The 21,847-nt window shown below is 36.4% G+C and carries 14 protein-coding genes; all 14 read right to left on the bottom strand.

Annotation, left to right across the window (positions count from 1 at the left end):
* Nucleotides 1-25: 25 nt before the first annotated feature.
* The 14 genes from BK577_RS00090 to BK577_RS00155 all read right to left on the bottom strand — a co-directional run bounded on the left by BK577_RS00090 (nt 26) and on the right by BK577_RS00155 (nt 21,707).
* Nucleotides 26-2,044 carry a glycoside hydrolase family 43 protein gene (locus BK577_RS00090; protein ID WP_245823399.1) on the bottom strand — a complete coding sequence of 673 codons (2,019 nt, stop codon included), beginning with the start codon at nt 2,042-2,044 and terminating at the stop codon, nt 26-28.
* A 537-nt stretch (nt 2,045-2,581) separates the two neighbouring features.
* Nucleotides 2,582-6,295, bottom strand: coding sequence for a GH92 family glycosyl hydrolase (locus tag BK577_RS00095; RefSeq protein WP_078431048.1), 3,714 nt, complete (start codon nt 6,293-6,295; stop codon nt 2,582-2,584).
* Nucleotides 6,296-6,431: 136 nt separating this feature from the next.
* A complete protein-coding gene (locus BK577_RS00100; protein WP_078431049.1) occupies nt 6,432-8,468 on the bottom strand; it encodes a glutaminase family protein in 2,037 nt (678 codons plus the stop codon).
* A 109-nt stretch (nt 8,469-8,577) separates the two neighbouring features.
* Nucleotides 8,578-10,239: an extracellular solute-binding protein gene (locus BK577_RS00105; protein WP_169908048.1), complete on the bottom strand. Its 1,662-nt coding sequence runs from the start codon at nt 10,237-10,239 to the stop codon at nt 8,578-8,580.
* A gap of 56 nt (nt 10,240-10,295) precedes the next feature.
* Entirely contained in the window at nt 10,296-11,192 is an 897-nt protein-coding gene (locus BK577_RS00110; RefSeq protein WP_308222864.1) for a carbohydrate ABC transporter permease, read from the bottom strand.
* 15 nt (nt 11,193-11,207) lie between these two features.
* On the bottom strand, nt 11,208-12,179 hold the full coding sequence (locus tag BK577_RS00115; protein ID WP_078431051.1) for an ABC transporter permease: 972 nt from the start codon (nt 12,177-12,179) through the stop codon (nt 11,208-11,210).
* 33 nt (nt 12,180-12,212) lie between these two features.
* The gene (locus tag BK577_RS00120; protein ID WP_078431052.1) at nt 12,213-14,393 is read right to left on the bottom strand and encodes a hypothetical protein; all 2,181 of its coding nucleotides are present in this window, start codon (nt 14,391-14,393) and stop codon (nt 12,213-12,215) included.
* A 98-nt stretch (nt 14,394-14,491) separates the two neighbouring features.
* Nucleotides 14,492-16,549 carry a GxGYxYP domain-containing protein gene (locus tag BK577_RS00125; protein ID WP_245823400.1) on the bottom strand — a complete coding sequence of 686 codons (2,058 nt, stop codon included), beginning with the start codon at nt 16,547-16,549 and terminating at the stop codon, nt 14,492-14,494.
* 689 nt (nt 16,550-17,238) lie between these two features.
* Nucleotides 17,239-18,411 (bottom strand): GntR family transcriptional regulator, encoded by a 1,173-nt coding sequence (locus tag BK577_RS00130; RefSeq protein ID WP_078431054.1) that lies wholly within the window; start codon nt 18,409-18,411, stop codon nt 17,239-17,241.
* Between the two features lie 94 nt (nt 18,412-18,505).
* Entirely contained in the window at nt 18,506-18,730 is a 225-nt protein-coding gene (locus tag BK577_RS00135; RefSeq protein ID WP_078431055.1) for a helix-turn-helix domain-containing protein, read from the bottom strand.
* Nucleotides 18,731-18,739: 9 nt separating this feature from the next.
* Nucleotides 18,740-19,222 carry a DUF2975 domain-containing protein gene (locus BK577_RS00140; protein WP_078431056.1) on the bottom strand — a complete coding sequence of 161 codons (483 nt, stop codon included), beginning with the start codon at nt 19,220-19,222 and terminating at the stop codon, nt 18,740-18,742.
* Between the two features lie 155 nt (nt 19,223-19,377).
* Nucleotides 19,378-19,755: an SET domain-containing protein gene (locus BK577_RS00145; RefSeq protein ID WP_078431057.1), complete on the bottom strand. Its 378-nt coding sequence runs from the start codon at nt 19,753-19,755 to the stop codon at nt 19,378-19,380.
* Nucleotides 19,756-19,896: 141 nt separating this feature from the next.
* Nucleotides 19,897-20,268, bottom strand: coding sequence for a VOC family protein (locus tag BK577_RS00150; protein ID WP_078431058.1), 372 nt, complete (start codon nt 20,266-20,268; stop codon nt 19,897-19,899).
* Nucleotides 20,269-20,825: 557 nt separating this feature from the next.
* A complete protein-coding gene (locus tag BK577_RS00155) occupies nt 20,826-21,707 on the bottom strand; it encodes a TolB family protein (protein WP_078431059.1) in 882 nt (293 codons plus the stop codon).
* Nucleotides 21,708-21,847: the final 140 nt, after the last annotated feature.

The following is a 21,847-nucleotide window of genomic DNA, read 5'->3' on the forward strand; positions in this document are numbered from 1 at the left end:
TGTCGGAAGCCCGTGTTTTTTAGGATTATTCTTTCTCCGTGAATTTCCAATAATCCATATTAAATAAGCTGTTCTCTCCTTCTCCCTTAAAGATGAAGAAGATATTGCGTGTGCCGCTAACATTCTTGACATTGGTCTTCATCAATTGCCATTCCTGGTCTCCTCCAGTCGGGTTAACGTCGAGCGTTCCGATCACTTCACCAACTGGGCTGTCTACGCGAATTTCAATCTCACCGCCGACAGTTGAGGCAATATTTGCTACAAAGGATGCAGCACCATTTTTACCTAAATCCGCTTGAGAGACTGCCACCCAATCTCCATTATTAATATCGGTTACATTAAGGTTAATGCTTTCAACCATACTGCCAGGTGCTTCGGATTTCTCAGTTTTAATACCTGCATTCCAGCCGATTGTTTCAGCCTCGTTCCGTTTATACGGGTCAAGGTTTGCTACCTGGGATACACCTTTCATATCAGCTTTGACATCTTTCATCTTGCCATTCTCATCATATTCGACTTTATTAATATGAGGAGAACGATAACCTTTAGCTTTGTTCATGGCTTTAGCTACTGTTTGGGCATGGTATGTGATATACGTTTGACCCTTGAACTCAAAGAAATCTTGATGGTTATTTCCTCCGACACCGAAGAATACCCATGGGTTCCTAAGTGCTGTCCCCTCATACGTCCACGGTCCCATTGGAGAATCACTGGTCATATACGCAATTTCACCTGTCCCCGGATCATCTTCCTGTCGCACACCTGAGAAGTTCGTACTATAAGAGTAATAGTATTTACCGTTTTTCTTGTGCATACCTGATGCTTCGAACAAGAATGGGGCATCAATGACTTGTGGTTCCCCTACGGTATGAATCATGTCATCACTTAGTTTAATGACTCTTGCAGTTGCCGGGTGTTCGGCTTGCTCCTGTGTAGGCGGATTGCCTGGTACTCCTCCACCATAGTACAAATAAGCTTGACCATCGTCATCGACAAAGCCAGCCGGATCAAATAGCCAGGCAACACCTTGAGCTGCAGGATCATTCCGGCCGATTAACGGCTTACCGAGCGGATCTGTCCATGGCCCAATCGGACTATCGGATGTAAGAACACCAATGCCTGACGCATTATTAGAAAAATAGAGGAAGAATTTATCTTTTCCATCAATCTCCTTATGTTCAACGGATACGGCCCATGATTGAGTTGCCCACTTTGCCGCACCGTTAGGACCCGCTACAGGAATTGCACCGTGATCCGTCCAGTTGATCATATCATCAGATGAGATGACATTAACTGTATTGATTTTGCTATAGGTATTATCTATAAGATTTCCGTTTGCATCATATTCGAATTCGTCGTTTGTCATATAAATATAAACTCTACCATCATAGACCATCGCATGTGGATCAGCACCAAATTTATGGCTCATCAGCGAATTGGCATAACCAGGAATTTTTGCAATCGCACCTGTATCCAATTGCTTCAACCCAATGTTGGCTACTGCTTCATCTACGGAATAGACAATATCCTTGCCATTTCTACGTTCGGCTGTAATAGAATTGGTCCGGATAACATCGGTCCGGTCGGAGGTCACAAAATCTTTTACTTTTAGTTTGATTGTTGCGAATATATCTGACCCTTTATGCGCAAAACTTACATTCCCACCCTTAACTTGAAGATTTAAATTGTCCTTTGAATACGTATAAGAACTGGCTCCACCCATAATGTTTTTCGAATTGAACTCTACCCCAGTCACTGTTAGGCTATCAGGAATATTAAAAGATGCATGTAAAGATGTGTATTTTCCTTTTGCCAGTTCATCTAATTTCACTTGAACTTCAAGTTCTATATTTGGTGCCCCAATGACTTCAGGAACATCATCCAACACAGCTTTCATGATTTGTTCCGCTGAATTTGTACTTACCAGCTTATTTTCAATATTACTTTCATTTTGCTGCGCCGAAGCAATCGACCCATTACTTGGCACAAAGTTTAATAGCATGGAAGAAGCCGCAGTAAGGGCTAACAATTTTTTATACACCATTATACATCTCCTTCGTCAGTATTTAAAAACCTTATCCATTTAGCTGCGGTTGTATTTCAATCCGCTGCCAACTCCTGAGTCCCTTATCTACTAATTTAACAATCTATCTTTAATTTTTTTGGCAACACCTCCTGAAAGTCAGCATATAGAAAAAGCAATTAAATGCTGACTTGCCTTGCTTCGTAGAACAATTATTCGCTGCAGCTGACTGTTTACTTTCTATTGAAAAGACTTGAACACTTTAGAATTATAAAGCGTTTACATTTGAATAAAAATGGATAATATTTAGAATAAACTATAAATTCCTTTGAACGAAATAAAGAATCTATTAAGATAAGTAGAAAATATTTAGAAAAAATTGTGTTTTTTTATGGTTTATAAAATTCATCCTAACGGACAAGTTTAGTGATAAAAATAATTTATCTGGCAAAGCCACTGTTAAAGACTACAATTATTTAAATATAAAACATAAATAAAGTCTGGATCATTTTATGAACCAGACTCTTTTTCTTGTATGAACTTAAGTACCTTTTACATTTATCTCCTGCATGTATTTTTAATATGAATAACTTTTTTCAAAACAAAAATCAGCGCATGTATATTGGCGATCAATTGTTCTTTCTCTCCAGAATCTTTTTCACCATTTAATTGATTGATTACCATAATACAGGCTTCTAATTCTATAACAGATAGATTTACTTTGTTTTGATGTAAGTAATCGTATGAACGTGATAAATGATGTTTAACTTGGTTTTGAATCTCGCTATTTTCTATTTTTTCTGCTAACGATTTCACATACTTACTATTTTCTAATAGATGATCAAATCCGAGCAATTCAATTTGAGAAAGAGTGGTTACATTTGACCCGCCATTATCAAGGAGTTCAAATCGATAGTGTGAAAAAGCACCTGGATTTTCGATTGTAAAAGCTTTTGTGTATCTCCTCCATTTAAAATGAACATGTTCTTTTCGATCAAGTACTTCCCAATCCTCTCCGTCATTTGATCCAAGTAACACCCAGCTTTTAGGGTCTTGATTTTCTTCCAGCCCAGATGTCAGGGTATACAGTAGAGCTTCCTTCTTTCCATCTTCAAATTCGTATTGAACCCAGGGTTTATTATGATTCATTTTCAGTTGCGTAAGCGAGTTATTATCAAATGCGTTTAGTGCAGGACCATGATCAGAATGATAGGTTCTCCCTTTCATACTATCTGTTAGATCATTTAAACGAGTTGATGAGATAGAGGTTCCATTTGTTGAAATGGGTGTTAGTGAAACAGGTAAAGCATTATTACCCGTTCCCCAGTCAGATGGACAATTTCCCATTTCAAACTCTAATGTTGCTCCATTCGTAAGTGTTTCATGATCAATTGTTACCTTATGATATGGAATTCCATTTACTTTAAGACTTTGAATATATTTGTTTTTATTACTCACATCAGGTGCAAGAATCGTTATTTCATGACCATTTTCAAGATGGATGATCATTTTTTTAAAATACGGTGCTCCGATTGCATATGATGGTAGGCCCATTTGTAATGGATAAAAACCGGCTGCACTAAATAAGTACCAGGCAGACATCTCACCATTATCTTCATCACCAGGATAACCCTGACCAATTTCGCTTCCTATATACAATCTTGATAATACTTCCCGAATCTTTTCCTGTGCTTTTGCTGGCTGACCGACATAATTATACATATACAAAATATGATGAGAAGGCTGATTACTATGTGCATACATCCCCATCCTCACATCACGCGCCTCACGCATCTCATGGATAATTTGTGAATAATGCCCCTTATATAAACCGGTTTCAGGAATGGAGAATAAAGTATCAAGCTTTTGTGCTAATTCTTTTCGGCCACCATAAAGATTTGCTAAACCTTGACCATCATGTGGAACATGAAATGCCATATTCCATGCATTTGTTTCCGTATAATCTCCACCCCACTCTTCAGAATGGAAGGAATCAGCAGACGTTCGCCATTCTCCGGAAGGTTTTTTCCCCATAAAAAACTTTACATCAGGGTGAAACATTTCCACATAATTTTGAGCTCGTTCTTTATAATAAATAGCATCTGTACAGTATTGTGAGTGCATTGGATCCTTTGGATCGGTTTGTAATGCCAACTCTTTTGCGAGATTTGCAATAGCAAAGTCATTGATATAACCATCCATAGCCCATGACAAGCCTTCTTCAACGGAATTGTTAGTAAATCGGTCGAAAATGGATGTTGTTAACCCTTTTCTTCCGACACTTTCATCTTCACTTGCGACAGCTGCGTTTTTAATGGCAGATTCATAAAAAGCGTTCACATCAAAGTTGGTTACTCCTTTTAAATAGGCATCTGCAAAGGCAACATCTGAACTTGTTCCGACCATTAAATTAGCATAGCCGGGTGATGACCATCTTGATATCCACCCTCCGTCTTTATATTGCTGAATAAATCCATCGATCATTTCTCCGGCATGTGTTGGACTAAATAAAACGTATGCAGGCCAAGCTGTTCGATATGTGTCCCAAAACCCGTTATTGATATAAGGCTTTCCTTTTAATAGATTTGCTCCTGTTTTTATAGGAGTATCTTTGCCTAATGGTTTTGAAAAAGAACTTGCATACATAAATGTCGGATCATCATCTGTTCCTGTATTTTCATAGCCGACATTAGGATACAAAAACAAACGATATAGATTTGAATAAAGTGTTGTTAATTCTTCTTCACTAGCGCCTTCCACTTTGATTATGTTCAGTTTTTCTTCCCATGCATGTTTGGCTTTGTTTTTTACACTCTCAAATGTATCTTCCTGCTTTATATCCTGATGTAAATTTCTTTTTGCTTGTTCAACACTAATTAAGGATGTAGCTATATTCATCGTAACGGTTTTATCTGATTCCCCGGTATTAAAGGAAATAAAACCTGCTACATGATCCCTGTTTTCACCGGTGAGCTTGCCGCTTTTAATCATCTTTTTATTAAAAGTTGCATAAATAAACATTCTTGTTGCACCAACTGATAAATTGCTTTTTACATCAGAATAGCCTGTAATGATGTTCTCTTCAGGTAGTATGGTTAACCCTCCAAGATCATTCACATTGTCGAAAATAAGGCTTGAAACATTATCAACAAACGTAAACCTAAACATTGCTGAACGGTTTGTAGGAGTAAATTCCGTCTTGATTCCATTTTCAAATGTCACTTTATAATAATGAGGTTTTGCCACTTCATTTTTATGCTGAAACGGGAGTGCTCTTTGTTTTCGATTCACACTAGGATTAACGGATCCAGAAGGCATCACCTGGAAAGTCTGTCGATCGCCCATCCATGGACTTGTTTGATGACTTATTGAAAAAGCTTGTAATTCAGGTAAATTATCTGGGTTATTATGTTGTTGATATGAGTATAGCCAGCTTGTAGAACCGGCGTCTGTAACAGGAGTCCAAAAGTTAAATCCATGTGGTATGGCTACAGCAGGAAAATTATTTCCTCTTGAGAAAGTAGAATTTGAATTTGTTCCTCTTAAAATGCTCACATAATCGATAGGGCTTTTAAAAACCTTTTCACCAGTCATCTCAGCAATACGAATATCATCAATTCTTCCTTTAAAAATACCTGGCCCTTTTGGTTGGTCATATGCAACTAATATGCGGAGAATTTTTTTACCACTTGCTACAAGACCGATTTTAGATGTTTTATAATTCCATTGATTCGGATATAGCGTATTAGAATCACCTTGGGCTATGGGACTCAAACGAACTCCGTGTTGGTCTACTGCTTCATGATCACTTAAATATGTTCCATCACTAAAAGCAAGATCAAGGCTTACATACGTACTTGAGTAATCTCTTTCTTCTTCGTCGACAAACTCCGGATGGATCAAATAAGAGAGAGAAGTTGCTGGAGTAACATCTATATCCACTTCAAAAAGTTTAATATAGGAATAAGCTCTGTTGCTTGATACGTGATGACCCGAGTAACTAAGTGCTTTTTGGCCTGACCATCCCACATTTGTTTTACCTGTATAACTATTGAGAGGTCCTGAATCTACTTCCGTTTTCATCATACCGATTTCTAAGTTTTGATTAGAAAATACTCCTGATGATAATCTCGTACCATTACCCTTTAACTCTACTGAATTTTCCCAATGCGGCTGTTCTTCTATCGTTTCAAATGAGGAAAAAAAATGAATCTTATCTTTTTCATCTGAAACTTGAAGCACCTTTTTAATGTCAGCTGTTTTATCATTCATGTATGCTTATAACTCCCTAATTAATATTTATTTAATACAGTGTGGTTGAATGCAGATATTGTTAACCGCGTTCAACCACACTGAAGATGAATCTAAGTAGACTCTCTCTAGCATTTACTGTATATTAATGAAAACTCTAAAGCTCTGATATAAAATTACGTTCATTTGCCTTTCTATCTTGACTCCCTCTTGATTCAACATCTGCCAGCATTTTGATGAATAGCCCCCCAACAACCGAACGATTTTGAAAGTTCATTTGCTTTCCGGAAACTGTATCATACCAATCTGTGAAAGGAACACGGCTTTCTGTTTCATGTAAAAATCTCCAAAGAGGAGCGATCATTTTTTCAAAATCACCTTCTTTAGTTGCCATTGCAGCAGACCAGACAAGCCAATCGGCCTTTGTATATGTGTTTCTGTTATCAAGAGGTGTTCCGTATTTATTTTGTTTTGAAAGATAATGAGGTATTTCCTTTTGAATGATTTCTTTTGAGAACAAATTTAACCCGAAGAGGTGATCCCAAATTAAATTGTATTTTAAGCTCCATGTCTCATCTAAACTATCAAATGTTAGTTTGTAATGAGTATTGGCCGAAGCCATCTCTTCCCATTGCTGGGCCATTTTTTTAGCCATTTGATAGTAGGTTTCGCCATTCTTTTCGTTTAGCATGTTACACATAATTGAATAGGCTCCAATTCCAAGGATGGCTTTAACAGATAAATTAGCATTATGTGCGAGATGTCCGGCAAAGTCATCTGTACATAGCTGGTTTTCCGGATCAAGTCCGTTTTCTATTAAATATGTGGCCCATTTTGATAAGTGTTTCCAGTGATCACGTGCAAAATTTGAATCGTTTTCATATAAACATATGGATGCTGCCATAATAAGCATGTTTCCACATTCTTCAATTGGCATCTGGTATTCTAGTTTATTTTCTCCATATACCTGACCATTTGCTTTCGGATAACAACCAACATCATGTGGAGCGAAGTCAAACTGCCATTCCTCACTTTCAGCATAACGAAAGATCGGGCGCATCATTCCTTTCACCATCTCAGGATTGTAAAGCAGGAAAAGTGGAATGGATGGATAACTAACGTCAACCGTCGCTATACAACCGTTGCTAAAGTTTTCTTTTGATAAAAATAATAGATGACCATCCTCATCAACTACTGTTTTATGTGCAGCAATTGCCTGCCTATATGCTAATGAAAGCAAATCTTTATATGTTTCTCCGCCTATTTCGGTACTTTTGTTTATTAATAATTGATTAAATTGATCACAGCGTTTTTGAATTTGATCATATTGATCAAAGGCTGTTGCCAGCATCTCTTCAAAGGACTGACCATCTTTACGCCAATAGGCTTTTAACTGGTCTCCAAAGTATTCAATAGAACGAATATCATCATAAGCAACAGCTAAAAAACAAGAAGATTGTTCCTCACTTATTTCACCTATATCTATGACAGCTGCCATAACTGGCACATCTAAGCCATCACCTTCTCCACTCGATAAACTTCCAGTCTCTAAGAATCGTTTTCGTACTTGATAGGATTGGATGCTCGTTGATAGGTTTTCAGATTGAGGAGCAGCTAAATAGCAATATCCCCAGTCTATTCTTGTATCATCACCAACACGTTTTAATATTGGTTGTTCTTTCGTTCCCATATGCATGGCTACTATTTTATTTAGTATTTGTGTCGTAGACCCTTCAACATCTTGATCAAGTGAATGTACACATAATTCTTTTGATACATCAACGTATAATTTAACACTATGGCTCGTTCCATCAATCGAACGTACTCCAAACGTTACATAAGAAACCGGTTTTGATAATAACTCGACATCATCAAGCAGTAAAGGTGTTGTAAATTTAACTTCTAATTCAATTCCTTCTCCTTCAAATAGATATGTAGTCGTTAAAGGCTCGACTTTCACATTTTTTTGCTCTAGAAAATCAGGCTCATGGTATGTGGACGTTTCATCCAATTCGACCTTCCCCATAAATCTTCGCGGTTTGCCATCGATTAAAAGTAAGCCGACCATACTATTTCGTTTGTTCGTCCAATGGACTGTATGTTCATCATATAAATGATCTGAAGGTGACCATACGCTGAAATATGGGTCTACTGTAATAAGTGGTACTGATGGCGGTCTTAATGATTGAGTCATTATTTTCCATCTCCTTTGGTTTTTGTTTACTAATTTGATCCTCTAAGAAAAGGGAGAGACTATGACTCTCCCTTTTTATTTTTAAAGAGGTTTACTAATATATGTTCGTTTAGTTTGAAGTACGATATCTCATAAATTCTGTACCGTCTTTTGCTTGGTTCGCTATTTCATTATCAATCTCTTCAATCCCTGCACTTTTTAAGGCATCTTGAGATTCTTTAATTAATTTCTTTGCTTCTTCTTCTGATTTAGAGTGAATAGCCTGAAGCACAACATCACCTAACGTATCGAATATAGGTTGGATTTGTTCATAATTTGCGTGTTTTTGAAAAACAGTATAAGGGTCTTTCCCTTCAATTGGTGTAATACCATTTGGAGACATAATTTGCTTAAACTCTTCTTCTATTTTATATCTAGGATCATATTGGTAACCAAACGAACCGCCAGCCAATGAAATGGCACGATGCATTCCGGCTAAAGTTCCGTAAGAAGAGTCAATCCCTTCATTGATTAATGCTTTTGGGTCATCCTTTAATTTGTCTACCCATTCTTTTTTGGCCTGCACTTTGCCATCAACCATGTCATAATGAACACCTTCAACACCATATTTTGTTAATAAGAAGCCTTCATCAGACGCTAAATAATTCAACATTTCCATAATGGTATCTAATTTCTCTTTAGGAACTGATGTAGGTACAGCTATAAGCTGAGATCCTGTTACATTTACCTCTGTTCTATGTGGATCTCCATTCGCATCATTTAATGGTCCCAAAGGAACATATTTGTCTTGTAAACCAGCTTTTGTTAATCCCGTCCATAATCCCGGAAATTGGTTAGGTACAACAGCATATCGACCCTGCATCAATTTCTCCTCTGCAATGGCACCTGTTTGTGTATACGCTTCCGGATCTAGCAATCCATCATTCAGCAGTTTTTGCATGTATAAAATATAGTCTTCATATTCACTCGTTAAGAAGTTTAATTTTGTTTCCCCATTATCATCAATCATCCAGCTTGCAGAGCCTGCAACTGGAACGAACATTTCAGATAAAATATCTAATGGCCATCCATTACCATTTGCACCTAATGGAAAAACAGGGTTTCCATTTGATTCAAGGTTCGCATCTTTCACTGCTTTTAGAAAATTGTAAAGGTCTTCAGGTGTATGAACAGATTGCGGATCAATACCTACTTGATCGGCAATATCCTTATTCACATATAATCCATATAACCAGTTAATGACATCATCTTCAGTTGCAGGATACCCGGCATGCAGCATGAATTGACCACCCTGCTGTTGACTAATGATATTGTCATATAATGATGGAGAGATATTTTCTTCTTTCACTAGATTGGCAAGATTCGGATATTTATCGATATATTCAGTCAAGTCATGTAGTTGACCTTCATTTGCTGCTTTTAGTAATGTTTCACTTTCTTTTCCCCATGCTGGTCCTGTATATAAATCAGGAAATTCACCTGTTGAAAATACTTGTGTAATTTTTTCTACTTCACTTAAACCTGTTGGATAATCAAATTCCAGTTTTACCCCTGTTTCTTCTACTATTTTTTTTGCGACAGGATTATTTTCAAAGTCTTTAGGTGCATTTCCTTCTGATCCTGCCCAGTTATGAAGTACTTTAACGGTTATTTCACCGTTTTCCCCTTCTTGTGATTCACTGCCGGCTTCTTCATTATTCGTACAGGCTGCTAATAATGTAAGTGTAAGAACCAGCATCATTGTCAGGTATAGCTTAAGCTTCTTTTGCATGTTAATCCCCCTTGTACATTTGTATTTATTTGATAAACTTCTTAAAGTAAGAAGACTCATCCCTTTACAGAACCAATCATGACACCTTTTACAAAGTATTTTTGTAAAAATGGATAAACAAAAAGAATAGGTAATGTCGCTACCATTAATGTTGCCATACGCAACGATTCAGGTGTTGTTTGTGCAATGGTTTGTAAGCCCACTGATGTACCTGATTGTGAAGCATTTTTCGCAGCATCTGCTTGTGCAATTGATTGATTTAACAGATCATTTAATAATGTCTGAACTGGTAGTAAATCTTTGCTTGTTACGAAATACGTACCTGTGAACCAGTCATTCCAATGAAATACTCCATTAAATAAGCCAATAGTGGCAAGTACTGGCATTGATAAAGGTAAAATAATTTTTATAAAGATTTTAAAGTCACCACAGCCATCCATTTTAGCTGATTCTTCAAGTGAACTCGGGATTTGCATGAAGAAAGTTCTCAGCACAATGATGTTGAAAAAATTATATAAAAACGGGATCACATAGACCCAAAACGAATCAATCAACCCCAGATCCCGATATAAGACAAATGTTGGAATCATTCCTCCGCTAAATAGTGTTGGAATAAAGATGAAGAAGGTAAAAAAGCTTCTTCCCGGCAGGGTTTTTTTCGTTAACGCATAAGCAAATAACGCACACAAAAATACATGTAAGGCGGTACCAATTACTGTTCGAAAAATTGTAATTTTATAAGCATCTAAAAATTTCGTATCTTGGAATATTTGAATATAATTTTCAAATGTAAACCCTCTCGGTAAAAAATAGATTGGGTTTTTCATTGCCTCTACACCATCACTAAGTGAATACGCTAAAATGTAAATAAACGGGTAGAGAGTAGTGAAAGCGAATATAGCTAACACGGTATAATTCACGATAGAAAACATCGACCATTTTTTTCTTTTCACTTGTGACTTCCCTCCTTACCATAAAGATGTATCATTCACTTTTTTACTCACCTGATTAGCCGTAATGATGAGGATTAACCCAATGATTCCTTGGAACAATCCGACTGCTGTTGCATAACTAAATCGCCCTTGCTCTAATCCGGCTTGAATAACATAAACATCTAAAACCGTCCCGATCTTCGCTGTTGCTGGCGTATTTAATAGTAATAACTGCTCATACCCTGCAGACATGATGCCACCACAAGCAAGAATAAATAACAGGACCATGACTCCTCTAATGGATGGTAGAGTCACATGCCAAATTTGCCTAAAGCGATTGGCTCCATCAATCTTTGCCGCTTCATATAGTTGCGGATCAACTCCTGAAATAGCCGCTAAGTAAATGATGGCTCCCCAACCGATACCCTTCCAAATATCTGAAGCAATGATGACTTGGTAAAAATAATTGATATTTCCTAAGAACTGAATCTTGTCAAATCCGAATGTTGACAGGAGCTCATTGACCGGGCCACCATACGGAGTTAACATCCTTTGCAAGAGCGTAACAACAACTACCCAAGAAATAAAATGTGGCAGATAGGAAATGGTTTGTACTGTTCTTTTGAATTTCGTTACCCTCACTTCATTCAACATTAATGCTAAAATTATCGGCATCGGAAACCCAATTAACAATTTCATCAAACTAATGATCAACGTGTTCCTTATAATTTCTCCTGCTTGATAATAATTGAAAAACTGTTCAAAGTATTTCAAGCCTGCCCATGGACTCCCAAGAATTCCTTTCACAAAGTTAAAATCTTTAAAGGCAATCGTGATGCCATACATCGGAATATACGCAAAGATAAAAAACCAAATAATTCCCGGAAGTAAGAATAAATAAAACACCCTGTGCTGCCATATTCTAAACCAAATACTTTTCTTATTTGTCTTTATGATCAATTCTTGGTGGGAAGCTATCTTCACTTCAGAGTCACCTTTCATTGCCATCCACTCCCCTTACATCGCGACACTTAAAAAGTTTCACGACCATTTCACTGAAATTTTCGTTGAATCTGTTGAACTATGAAAATATTGGACAAAAATAGTTTTCGATTCTTCATGCCAATCCCATTCAATAGATTTGCTTTTATGACCAATGATAAGATTTGCTTGAACCGGCTTTTTAGGACAAAATATACGGGCTACTGCCTTTATTTTTTCCGGACCTTTTACAACCATTTCAAATCCAGAATCATGATTTATGACATCTTCTATCCTTGATGAGGCTGCAATGACCTTCATCTCTGTTTCAGGCATGTCATCGTCTAAATCGTATAATAGAGTCATATCTTCAGGACCTAGTTGTAGTTGAGTGATGACTGGTAAAGCTGGATCAAATAAATTAACGAAATGTCCATTCAATTTCAACGGTGCAGCAGAAATTGATTCATCCATGACTGCCGCGATTCGATAAGGCCCTCTTTTAACCATAAAATAATTCTTCTCTTCCAACTCAACTTGGTGATTGTTCGTGTTCAAGCATTTCGTAATTAAGTCTCTATACATGTCTGCGCTTTTTCTGTCATTAGCACAATCCTCTGGGGAAATGTTCAAAAATCCCAATACCCCTTTACCAATTTCATATATGCTTTGTTCCTTTTCATTTGATAATCCTAAGATTTCAAACAAATGTTCTCTAGGAACATCATATTTTATCTTTCCGGTATTCCACCATTCTCTTACATAGTGATATGGATCTTGATCATTCCCTACATAAATTAAAACTCCACCTTCTCTTACCCATTTAGCAAGTGCCATATGTAAATCAGGGTACTCCGGTTTTTGAAATTCATAGCTTAAGATTAAGAGGCGATAATCATTCAGGTAATTTGAAAACCGTCGAACATTATCAAATTGAACAGGTCTAACCATAATTCCTCTCTTTATTAGCGGTAGCGCTAATCCATAAAAATGAGAGAAATTTAAAAGGTCAATGTCATCCTCATTTGTCACAGTATTTGTGTCTGTACCATCATAGCGTTCGGATGAATCCTTATCATCGGTATGGAAATTTTTACGTTGATACATCATAGAATCTGAAACAAGAACCCCGATTTTTTCTGCCATTCCGTATTCTTTAACATCATCTTGATTCATATCCCCGAGGGTGTGCATAATCGTTAACAGTGTTGTCGCATAATCTTCAGAAATTGCCTCCTTACCTGTTCCCTCTTCATTTGGATACTTTCCATCAAAAATCCGTTTTGGCCATGGAGATATTTCGTATTGAAAAATTTCAGGATGTAATAATGAAGCAACAACGGTTTTAAGGTAATTTCTTTTATAATCAGACCAAGTGTATCTAGGATTATCTTCAATAGGATCATGCAAAAACCACATGTTCCGATCTGTTCCGCTTACTAACTCCTGCATCATCCCATACTCTAATAAAGCGGTTTCAAAAGTTCGTTCCTTCCTTACACCTTCATAAACATTTTTGGTACGTGAGGTACCAGTCCAAATTTGCGCAATGTACCCATCAATTGCCGGCAGGTCAAGAAGCATCGATTCCGGACTTACAATTCGCCATTGTGTATAATTTATTAAGCTATGAGTGGGAACGTAAAATCGTAAAAAACGATTGTATTTTACAAGGGCGTATTCTTTTAACTCACTGCAAAGTCGATCTAAACTGCGTTTGTATAAATAAGCTTTTAGATGTGAAGCACGGTATTGGGCGTCAACCGAATCATGTGGCGGCTGCCATGGTTCTTTGTAATAAACTTGCCATTCTCTTTTAAAGCTTTCTGAATATCCTCCATCAACCCAAAACTCCGGTTCCTCTAAATGAATGGCTTCAACTCCAGCATCTACCGCAAGTTTAATGCGACTTGTCAAATACTGTGTAAAAGCAACCGTAGGGACCATATAAGGAATATCTTTACCATGAAGGATATGTGATCCTTGTTTATTTTTTTGAGCTTCATCCCAATGTTCGCGACCATCGAATTTTCCATACAAATAATCTTGATATTCTCCCCATGCAATCCCTGTCATTAAATGAACAACATATCCCTTGTTTTTCCATTCTTGAATTCGCCTTGGCATTGATTCATCTATGCCGTAAACCATGACAAAATCGGATTGTAAATCATATGTAGCCTTGTAAGGAGCTGACTCTTGGAAACCTGTCCTTTCTTCTCTGCGATCCCTAATGTTCATTCTTTTTGAAGCCTCCCCTTTTTTCCTATGATTTAATTTGGATAGAGCCTCTAAAATTTATAGAGGTTCTATCCTTTCATTTCATGCAGAAATCTCGATTATTTTTTCGGTAATCCATTTGCTTCACGTATTAAATCAAAGTATTGATCTCCTCGTACCACTTCATATTCAGGTCCTAAAGAATTCACAATTTCCTGAATATGGGATGGTGTGACAGACCAGGATAACATCCCCATTGATAAAAATAGTGGTGATTCTCCATCCCAATTTGCTGCTGCCTCTGCAATCGCTTCTTTCGTTTCAGAAACACTTCCAACACCTCGTAAAATAGATATAGGAAGTTTACCATTCAAAATGGATGTTCCAGTATAATTTTCCCAACTATAGAGAATACCTCTAGGTTTGATATATTTGACATAATCATTCACTTCAGATTCTGTTAATGGAACATTTTGTTCATTTACACGATTAAGTGCATAAATAATATCCATTCCTGTTAATTTCATATATTTGTTTGTTTGCTTTGCAAAAAGAGGAAACGTATCATCCGGCCATGGTGTTGGATAAATATAACCAGCTCCAGACGGACCGACAACTAATAAATCATTCTCTGTTGCAGATTGTTGATAGAAACTAAGCATCGCCGGTGCTGCATCATAGAGTAATGGAGTCGTAGACCAGTTAATTGGAACAGACCCTCTCGCTTCATCATCCCAAAGCTGTCGTAGTTTATGCTGATTATATTGGAGATTGTCTCCTTCACCTAATGTAAACGTGACATAGATTTTATTTTCCAGTTTTGGTGCAGGAAGTGCAGCCTGCTTTTTCATTTTTCCTTTCGTCCCGGAAAAGACGGTCATGTTATTGAACCAGTCAGCCGCAAGAACATAGACGCTATGCTCTGAAGCCAATTCAGTTGAACTAAATTCACCTGCAACATCATTGCTGAACCAACCTAAATATGGGGTGTTTGGTTCAACATCAGATAATATTTGTTCAAATAATTCTTTTTCTTCAGGTACATTTGTTTCTAACCAAAAGACCATTGCTTTATTTGCGACTGCATAATCTCGTAAAAATCCATATGGTTCTTTCACTTCTGAAGATAAAGGTTTCACATTTGATACAGAAACTTTAAATTGATTCCACATATCAATCGAAACTTGTAAATCCTCTGTCCCGGCAGGTGGTGTAAACTTATAGACGAAGTAATTACCGTTATCTGCCCAACGGTGACCACCAAAACGATCATCAGAATTTGAATTGTTACGATCATATAAATAAGGTTCTTCCTCACTTGTTCCAGGTACAAATTGGGCAATGATTTCACCATCAGCTCTAACGGTTACTTCATGAACAGCTGGACCCCATCCGTCATTCGTGAAGGCATCTTGAAAACGTAAGTAAACATCTTCTTCACCGAGATAGTTCGATAAATCGAGATCATAAACATCTTGATTTGAGCTGTCTCTAATTTGTTCCTTCTCTTCTAGAATCGTATCAAAATCATCCCAGTTATCTTTTGGTAACTCTACACTTTTGCTGGGGTTTAACCCAACCAGCATCCGGTGCGTTGTTTTTGGCCAAAGATGTTCAAGTTGCCATTTATAAGCCTCAAGTCCGTTTTCAAATTTGCCTCGTAAATCTTCAATCACCTTAAAATCGTATGGTGCCTGTTTAAGCTTCTCAGCAAGCTCCGGACTTACTACTACTGCATTTTCCAATCCTGCCATTGTAGTGGCTACGTTTATGGTATCCTCTACTTCCGGGTCATAAATAATCATGCCAGATACGTATTTTTTGTACTTTTTCACTAAGTCCCATGGATCGTCAATCATAGAATAAGGAACATTAATATCGTTTAACCACGTATAATTTCCTTCTTCATAATTAGATTCAATCAAATAGATCGAGTTTTTTTCTCGATTAACATTTCCTTGGAGTGTTGTAAGAAGAAGTTTTTCATCACCTGAACGCTCTCTTAAATCAACTACATCAAGATGCTTTGCTTTCGGAAATGTTGGAAGTGCCTGATTTTTTGGCCATGTAACATTTCCGTTTTTCACCTTATTTGAATCAAGATTTTTCGCACTAACAGATGTTACTGATAAAATAAGGGCCAATGCTAAACAGATTTGAATTAGTTTTCGAACCACCATTATTCCTCCCTATAGTAGCTAATCGTTTTTCTTTGATTCAGACTTCTAAAAGGCCATGAATTGTAAACTATTTAACTATGTATCTACTCAACTATCACCTCCTAAAATGTCGTAGATCAGTTAATGTTAGCGCTTACTTTTTATTTTTTAATGCAGTTAAATGTGAAAATTAGTTCGTTTCATTGCGCTCCACTAAGGATTTAAAATATTATTCAAAGCAACAATCTTTGCGAAAGCAGAATTAAAAAAGGAATAATTTGACGCTTTGTAAAAGTGATAAGATTGGTGAATAGAGTACTTGATTCTCGCTATCTGTTGATTGAGCGATGAACCTGTCTGTGCATAGCCACTATATGGAACACCGATTATTTAAATATAGTTATTATGGCAATTATGTAATTCTTTTAGAAAAATTGATGAGTTAGGAAGTTATTATTTTATTTAAGTAGAAAGTAGTGTCACTCTTAGAAGGATTAGATATGGGTAAATATGTAGAAAGCAACATTTGATATATTTAATTATATTATATAATTCATTTATGTCAATAATGCTTTTTAAGTTTTTTATACTTTTTAAGAGCGAACAATCTGAATGTGTTTTATAGATCATTAACCTAAATAAAGCCTGGATCATTAAATGATCCAAGCTCTTTTTCTTGTATTAACTTAAAAACCTTTATCTCTTCCTTAAGGTTTTGTTAAAACCCCAGTCGTTTCTTTTATGATTAGTTTAGGAGTAAGATTTACTTTTTGATACCCCGCGTTAATCATATGATTTTGTTGATTCGTAAGCAATTGAAGTAATATTTTTGCTGCTTCTTGACCCATCATGTATTCAGATTGCGAAATATGAGTGTATACTCCAAAGTCATCGTACCCAGATGAAGGATCGTCATAGGTAAGAATTGAAATATCCTCAGGAACTTTAAGTCCCAGTCTTTTTGATAAGCTTGAAATATACAATCCCAATTTTGCATTAAGTGTAATAAACGCAGTAGCAGATCTCTTTTCCATGAGTTGATATAAAGGATGGTCCGGCTCAAATTTATCGTAATCCACTCTAAAATCCGAGAGAATGAGGGATGGATCAATCATCGCCCCCTTCTCCTTCAACGCATCCATATAGCCTTTTATTCTCAGCTCAACAGAAACTGTCGGTAATGCCGAATCGGAGCATATCGCAATATTCCGATGTCCTAAATCCCAAAGATGAGAAACAGCAAGCTTTGCTCCGAGAACATTATCAGAATTTACATAATTGGTTTCAACGCCGGGTAAATACCGATCAATTAGAACAAAAGGGAAATGACGAACCTTTAATTCCAAAATATCATCATTATATATTTCAGCATCAACCGGGAAGATAAGTAAGCCTTCAGCATGCATGCTCATTAGCTCTCTAATGGCTTCACGCTCTTTTTCCTTTGAATTTTGACTAAGTAAGATGACCAAATAATACTCTGATTCTAATAAAACTTTATTAATTCCATTAATCAATCGGATAGCAAAAAAATCATTTATACCAGGCATAATCAGTCCGATCATTTTACGTTTCTTTTGCCCTTCCATCACCAATTCAGTTGAAGTATGGGTCAGATCCTGATTTTGTACAGTAACATTTGTTAATTGGTGCACATCCTCACTAACAAAGCTCCCCTTGCCAGGTACACGGTATATCCATCCCTCTTTTGCTAATTCTGTTAAGGCATTTGCAACCGTAATCCTACTCACATTAAAGATTTCCATTATTTCTCGTTCTGTAGGAATTTTTTCATTTGGCGATAATCGTTTCGTTACTATTTCATTTTTAAAATAATCTTGAATTTGCAAATAAAGTGGAGACCTTGATTGATTCTGCATTCGAAAAACCCCTTCTTTAACCTATATACATTTATTATATCAAATATATCATTTAGTGCAATAAAAGGGTTTTTAAAACCATTAAATTTGCAGGCTACTCATTATGAGTGTCATCATCACTTCTATATTCTAAAATATCGCCAGGCTGACAATCTAAAGCCTTGCAGATTGCCTCTAAGGTTGAAAATCTGACTGCTTTTGCCTTGCCATTTTTCAAGATCGAAAGGTTGGCCATCGTAATTCCAACTCTCTCCGAAAGTTCTGTTACGCTCATTTTCCGTTTTGCCAGCATCACATCAATATTGATAATAATTGCCATGTTTTCACCTCAGACCGTAAAGTCATTTTCTGATTTTATGTCAATCGCCACTTGTAAAAGCCTTTGGAGAACAGCCGCAAACACGGCAATGACCATTGAAGCAAAGATAATAACCAGTCCGATGACAATGATTCCCGGGGCATCGTCTACTTCTGCCATTAAATAAAAGAGTGGCATCCCTGCCGCATAGAAGATACTGATTGTAAATGCACATAACTTTATCTTCTTTAAAGCATTTACAGAAATTTGTGAGAACGCATTGTTTCTGTCGATATAGTTCAAAAGTTTATAAGCCTGATACAGCGCAAAATAAAATGGTATCGCTGATGCATACAAATCGATTAAAACGAGATATTTGATATAAGCAAAATCCGGAAACAATTCGGCTGCAAAATTTGCAATCTCAGGGACCAAAAATATACAAATTGCGAGAACCGGGATACCAATTAGAATAACAGCTATTTTTAAAAATAATGTTGTTCCACGATTCATACATAGCACCTCTCTTCATTATTGTCAGTATGATTTTAACCTATCATTTATTGTTTTTCAATAAATAATTATTAAAAAAGGACATTTTTATGTTTTTTTCAATAAAAAAAGCATTTTTCCAATGAAAAAATGCTTTTTTTGGTACTTGCTATGACTTAATCTTTATCAAACCAAAGCTTTTCTTGATCATCAACATCGCCGTTATAATTTATGAGAATTTCATCTCCAGCTTTTATATCCGTGTAAGCATAGAAATCAAATGTGTGATTGTCAAAATTAATCTCGTATGTAGCATTTGGTTCATAAGAATGATTGAATAACATTCCATACCCAAGAAGAATAGCTGTATGATTTATCCCATACTCAAATGCGTAATCAGCAAGCAGGGTTTTCTCTATGTATTTATGTTCATCATTTGGATATGCAATAACAGGTGCCTCATGTAAAAGTTGTCCTTTTTTAATATCAGTTGTAGCAAATACACCTCTATTAAATTCTCCATCACTTAGTTGCGAATTTTTTACCTCAATCATATTAGTCGCCTTCTTACCTTTAAAGTTATTGTATTCACTATAACATTAATGTAAGCAATTAGCTCTACTTTCAAACGTTTTTCGCAAACTTTGGTGTTTTTTGTTTTTATTCGGTAAAGAAAACTACTATATATCTTATAATTATCTGTGTTGATCTATAAGGATGAGATTACCATCGGGATCTTTCATTGTAAGACTAGCAGGGCCTTCGGTTGTTTCATCAGCTTCTGATAATAAATTGAATCCTTTTGATTTAAGTTGTTTTTGGAGATCCCGAATATCTGTATACGAATCGAGATTTTCAGCATTTTGATTCCATCCCGGATTAAAGGTGAGGATATTATCTTCAAACATTCCTTGGAATAGACCAATTACACTACTTCCGTTCTTCATAATGAGCCAGTTTTGCGTAATATCCCCTCCCAAAACTTCAAATCCCAGATTTTCGTAAAATGATTTTGATTTGTTAATATCTTTTACACTTAAACTTACAGAGAATGCTCCAAGTTTCATCTTTTTCCTCCTAAAAATTTTTTTCCTATTTGTACTTCTTTGGCTTGAATGTTTATCCACTTTACACCATATAAATTTATTGAAAGGTGGTGATTACGTGTATAAGACAATCACAAAAAAGACAAAAGCTGTTGTAAAATATTGTCCACAATGTAATAAAGATAACCCTTATTCAATCAATTATGTATCCGGTACTATTTTCTGTGAAAAATGTGGATATTGCCATTCATCCCAACATTGATACTTACATAATAGAATCCACTAAGTTAAGCTTCTTTCATTTTATCTATCAATCATTTTAGGAAAATAGGATTAAAATAGAACATTAGGACTATTTTCGTATAATTATTGTTTATAAGTAGATTTATTTTTAATATAAGGTTCGTACCATTGCGCTACATATACTTGCTTTCCGCGGGGTCTCAGCCTTTCTCACTTCCCCGCAGGAGTCAAGTATATTCCGCTCCATTTCACAAACGCTTTAAAATACGAGTATATATAAACAATTTTTACTAAAACAGCTTTAGCAAAGAGAATTTGTAATTCCTTATAAAATGTTAATCATTTAGTTCATACCTCACATAAGCAATTTGCTTGCTATCTGGTGACCAGGAATTCACATTGATTGTACCTTGTCCTCCAAACAGTTTTAGAAGTAAGCGGGATTCACCACCGGAATTTGACATGATGCGTAATTCAACATCCTTATTAGGTGGATGATCTCCTGGTTCGACGTCTCCTTTACGATAAGATAGATAGACTACTTTTTCACCATTTGGTGACACATGCGGAAACCAGTTATTACTTTCTTCGAATGTCATTTGCGTTTGATCACTGCCCATAGCATTCATGCGCCAAATCTGCATAAGTCCTGAACGTGTTGAATTAAACCAGATGTGCCTGCCGTCAGGAGAATATTCCGGACCATCATCAAGTCCAGGCAGATCTGTTAACTGTTTTTCAATCCCACCGCTTGTTGGGATTGTATAGATGTCATACTGTCCGTTCCGCTCAGCACAGTAAGACAATGTTTTGCCATCTGGTGACCAGCCATGCAAATAAGAAGGTGCCATCGGTGTAATGAGAGTCGGATGACCACCCTTTAGTGGCAAAATATAGATGCGAGATTGTCGATCTTCCAACGTATGGTGACTAACTGCAATTTGAGATTCGTCCGGAGACAACACATGGTCATTATTACAAAAGCAAGCAAACCCCGAATCAATGACATTTCTTTCATTCGTATTGATGTCAAAGGAGTAAATATGTCCCCCGCTGTTATAAATAATCCTGTCATCACGTGTCCAATTAGGTGCTTCAATAACTTGATCAAAGGTTGCCAATGTTTCTCTTTCACCAGTTTCTACATGTATGATTTCAAGGAAGCTCTTTGTATTTTCCCGTACCGGAAAATCAAATGGTTCTTTAAGTGTATCCATCTTTATCCTCCCCCATTATTTAATTCTCCAAAAAATTCCCCACCAGAATTAGGGATGACTGTTTGATTCATCTATCTATTTACATAGTATTCGGCTATTAACACCTTAATCCTCCATATGTATCCTACTTAAAGATAAAA

The organism is Metabacillus halosaccharovorans, assembly GCF_002019635.1.
Classification (GTDB): Bacteria; Bacillota; Bacilli; order Bacillales; family Bacillaceae; genus Metabacillus; species Metabacillus halosaccharovorans.

Bases quoted from the DNA above. Each gene is read 5' to 3' on its own strand.
- BK577_RS00090 (WP_245823399.1), bottom strand. From the start codon at position 2,044: ATGGTGTATAAAAAATTGTTAGCCCTTACTGCGGCTTCTTCCATGCTA.
- BK577_RS00095 (WP_078431048.1), bottom strand. From the start codon at position 6,295: ATGAATGATAAAACAGCTGACATTAAAAAGGTGCTTCAAGTTTCAGAT.
- BK577_RS00100 (WP_078431049.1), bottom strand. From the start codon at position 8,468: ATGACTCAATCATTAAGACCGCCATCAGTACCACTTATTACAGTAGAC.
- BK577_RS00105 (WP_169908048.1), bottom strand. From the start codon at position 10,239: ATGCAAAAGAAGCTTAAGCTATACCTGACAATGATGCTGGTTCTTACA.
- BK577_RS00115 (WP_078431051.1), bottom strand. From the start codon at position 12,179: ATGGCAATGAAAGGTGACTCTGAAGTGAAGATAGCTTCCCACCAAGAA.
- BK577_RS00120 (WP_078431052.1), bottom strand. From the start codon at position 14,393: ATGAACATTAGGGATCGCAGAGAAGAAAGGACAGGTTTCCAAGAGTCA.
- BK577_RS00130 (WP_078431054.1), bottom strand. From the start codon at position 18,411: ATGCAGAATCAATCAAGGTCTCCACTTTATTTGCAAATTCAAGATTAT.
- BK577_RS00135 (WP_078431055.1), bottom strand. From the start codon at position 18,730: ATGGCAATTATTATCAATATTGATGTGATGCTGGCAAAACGGAAAATG.
- BK577_RS00140 (WP_078431056.1), bottom strand. From the start codon at position 19,222: ATGAATCGTGGAACAACATTATTTTTAAAAATAGCTGTTATTCTAATT.
- BK577_RS00145 (WP_078431057.1), bottom strand. From the start codon at position 19,755: ATGATTGAGGTAAAAAATTCGCAACTAAGTGATGGAGAATTTAATAGA.
- BK577_RS00150 (WP_078431058.1), bottom strand. From the start codon at position 20,268: ATGAAACTTGGAGCATTCTCTGTAAGTTTAAGTGTAAAAGATATTAAC.
- BK577_RS00155 (WP_078431059.1), bottom strand. From the start codon at position 21,707: ATGGATACACTTAAAGAACCATTTGATTTTCCGGTACGGGAAAATACA.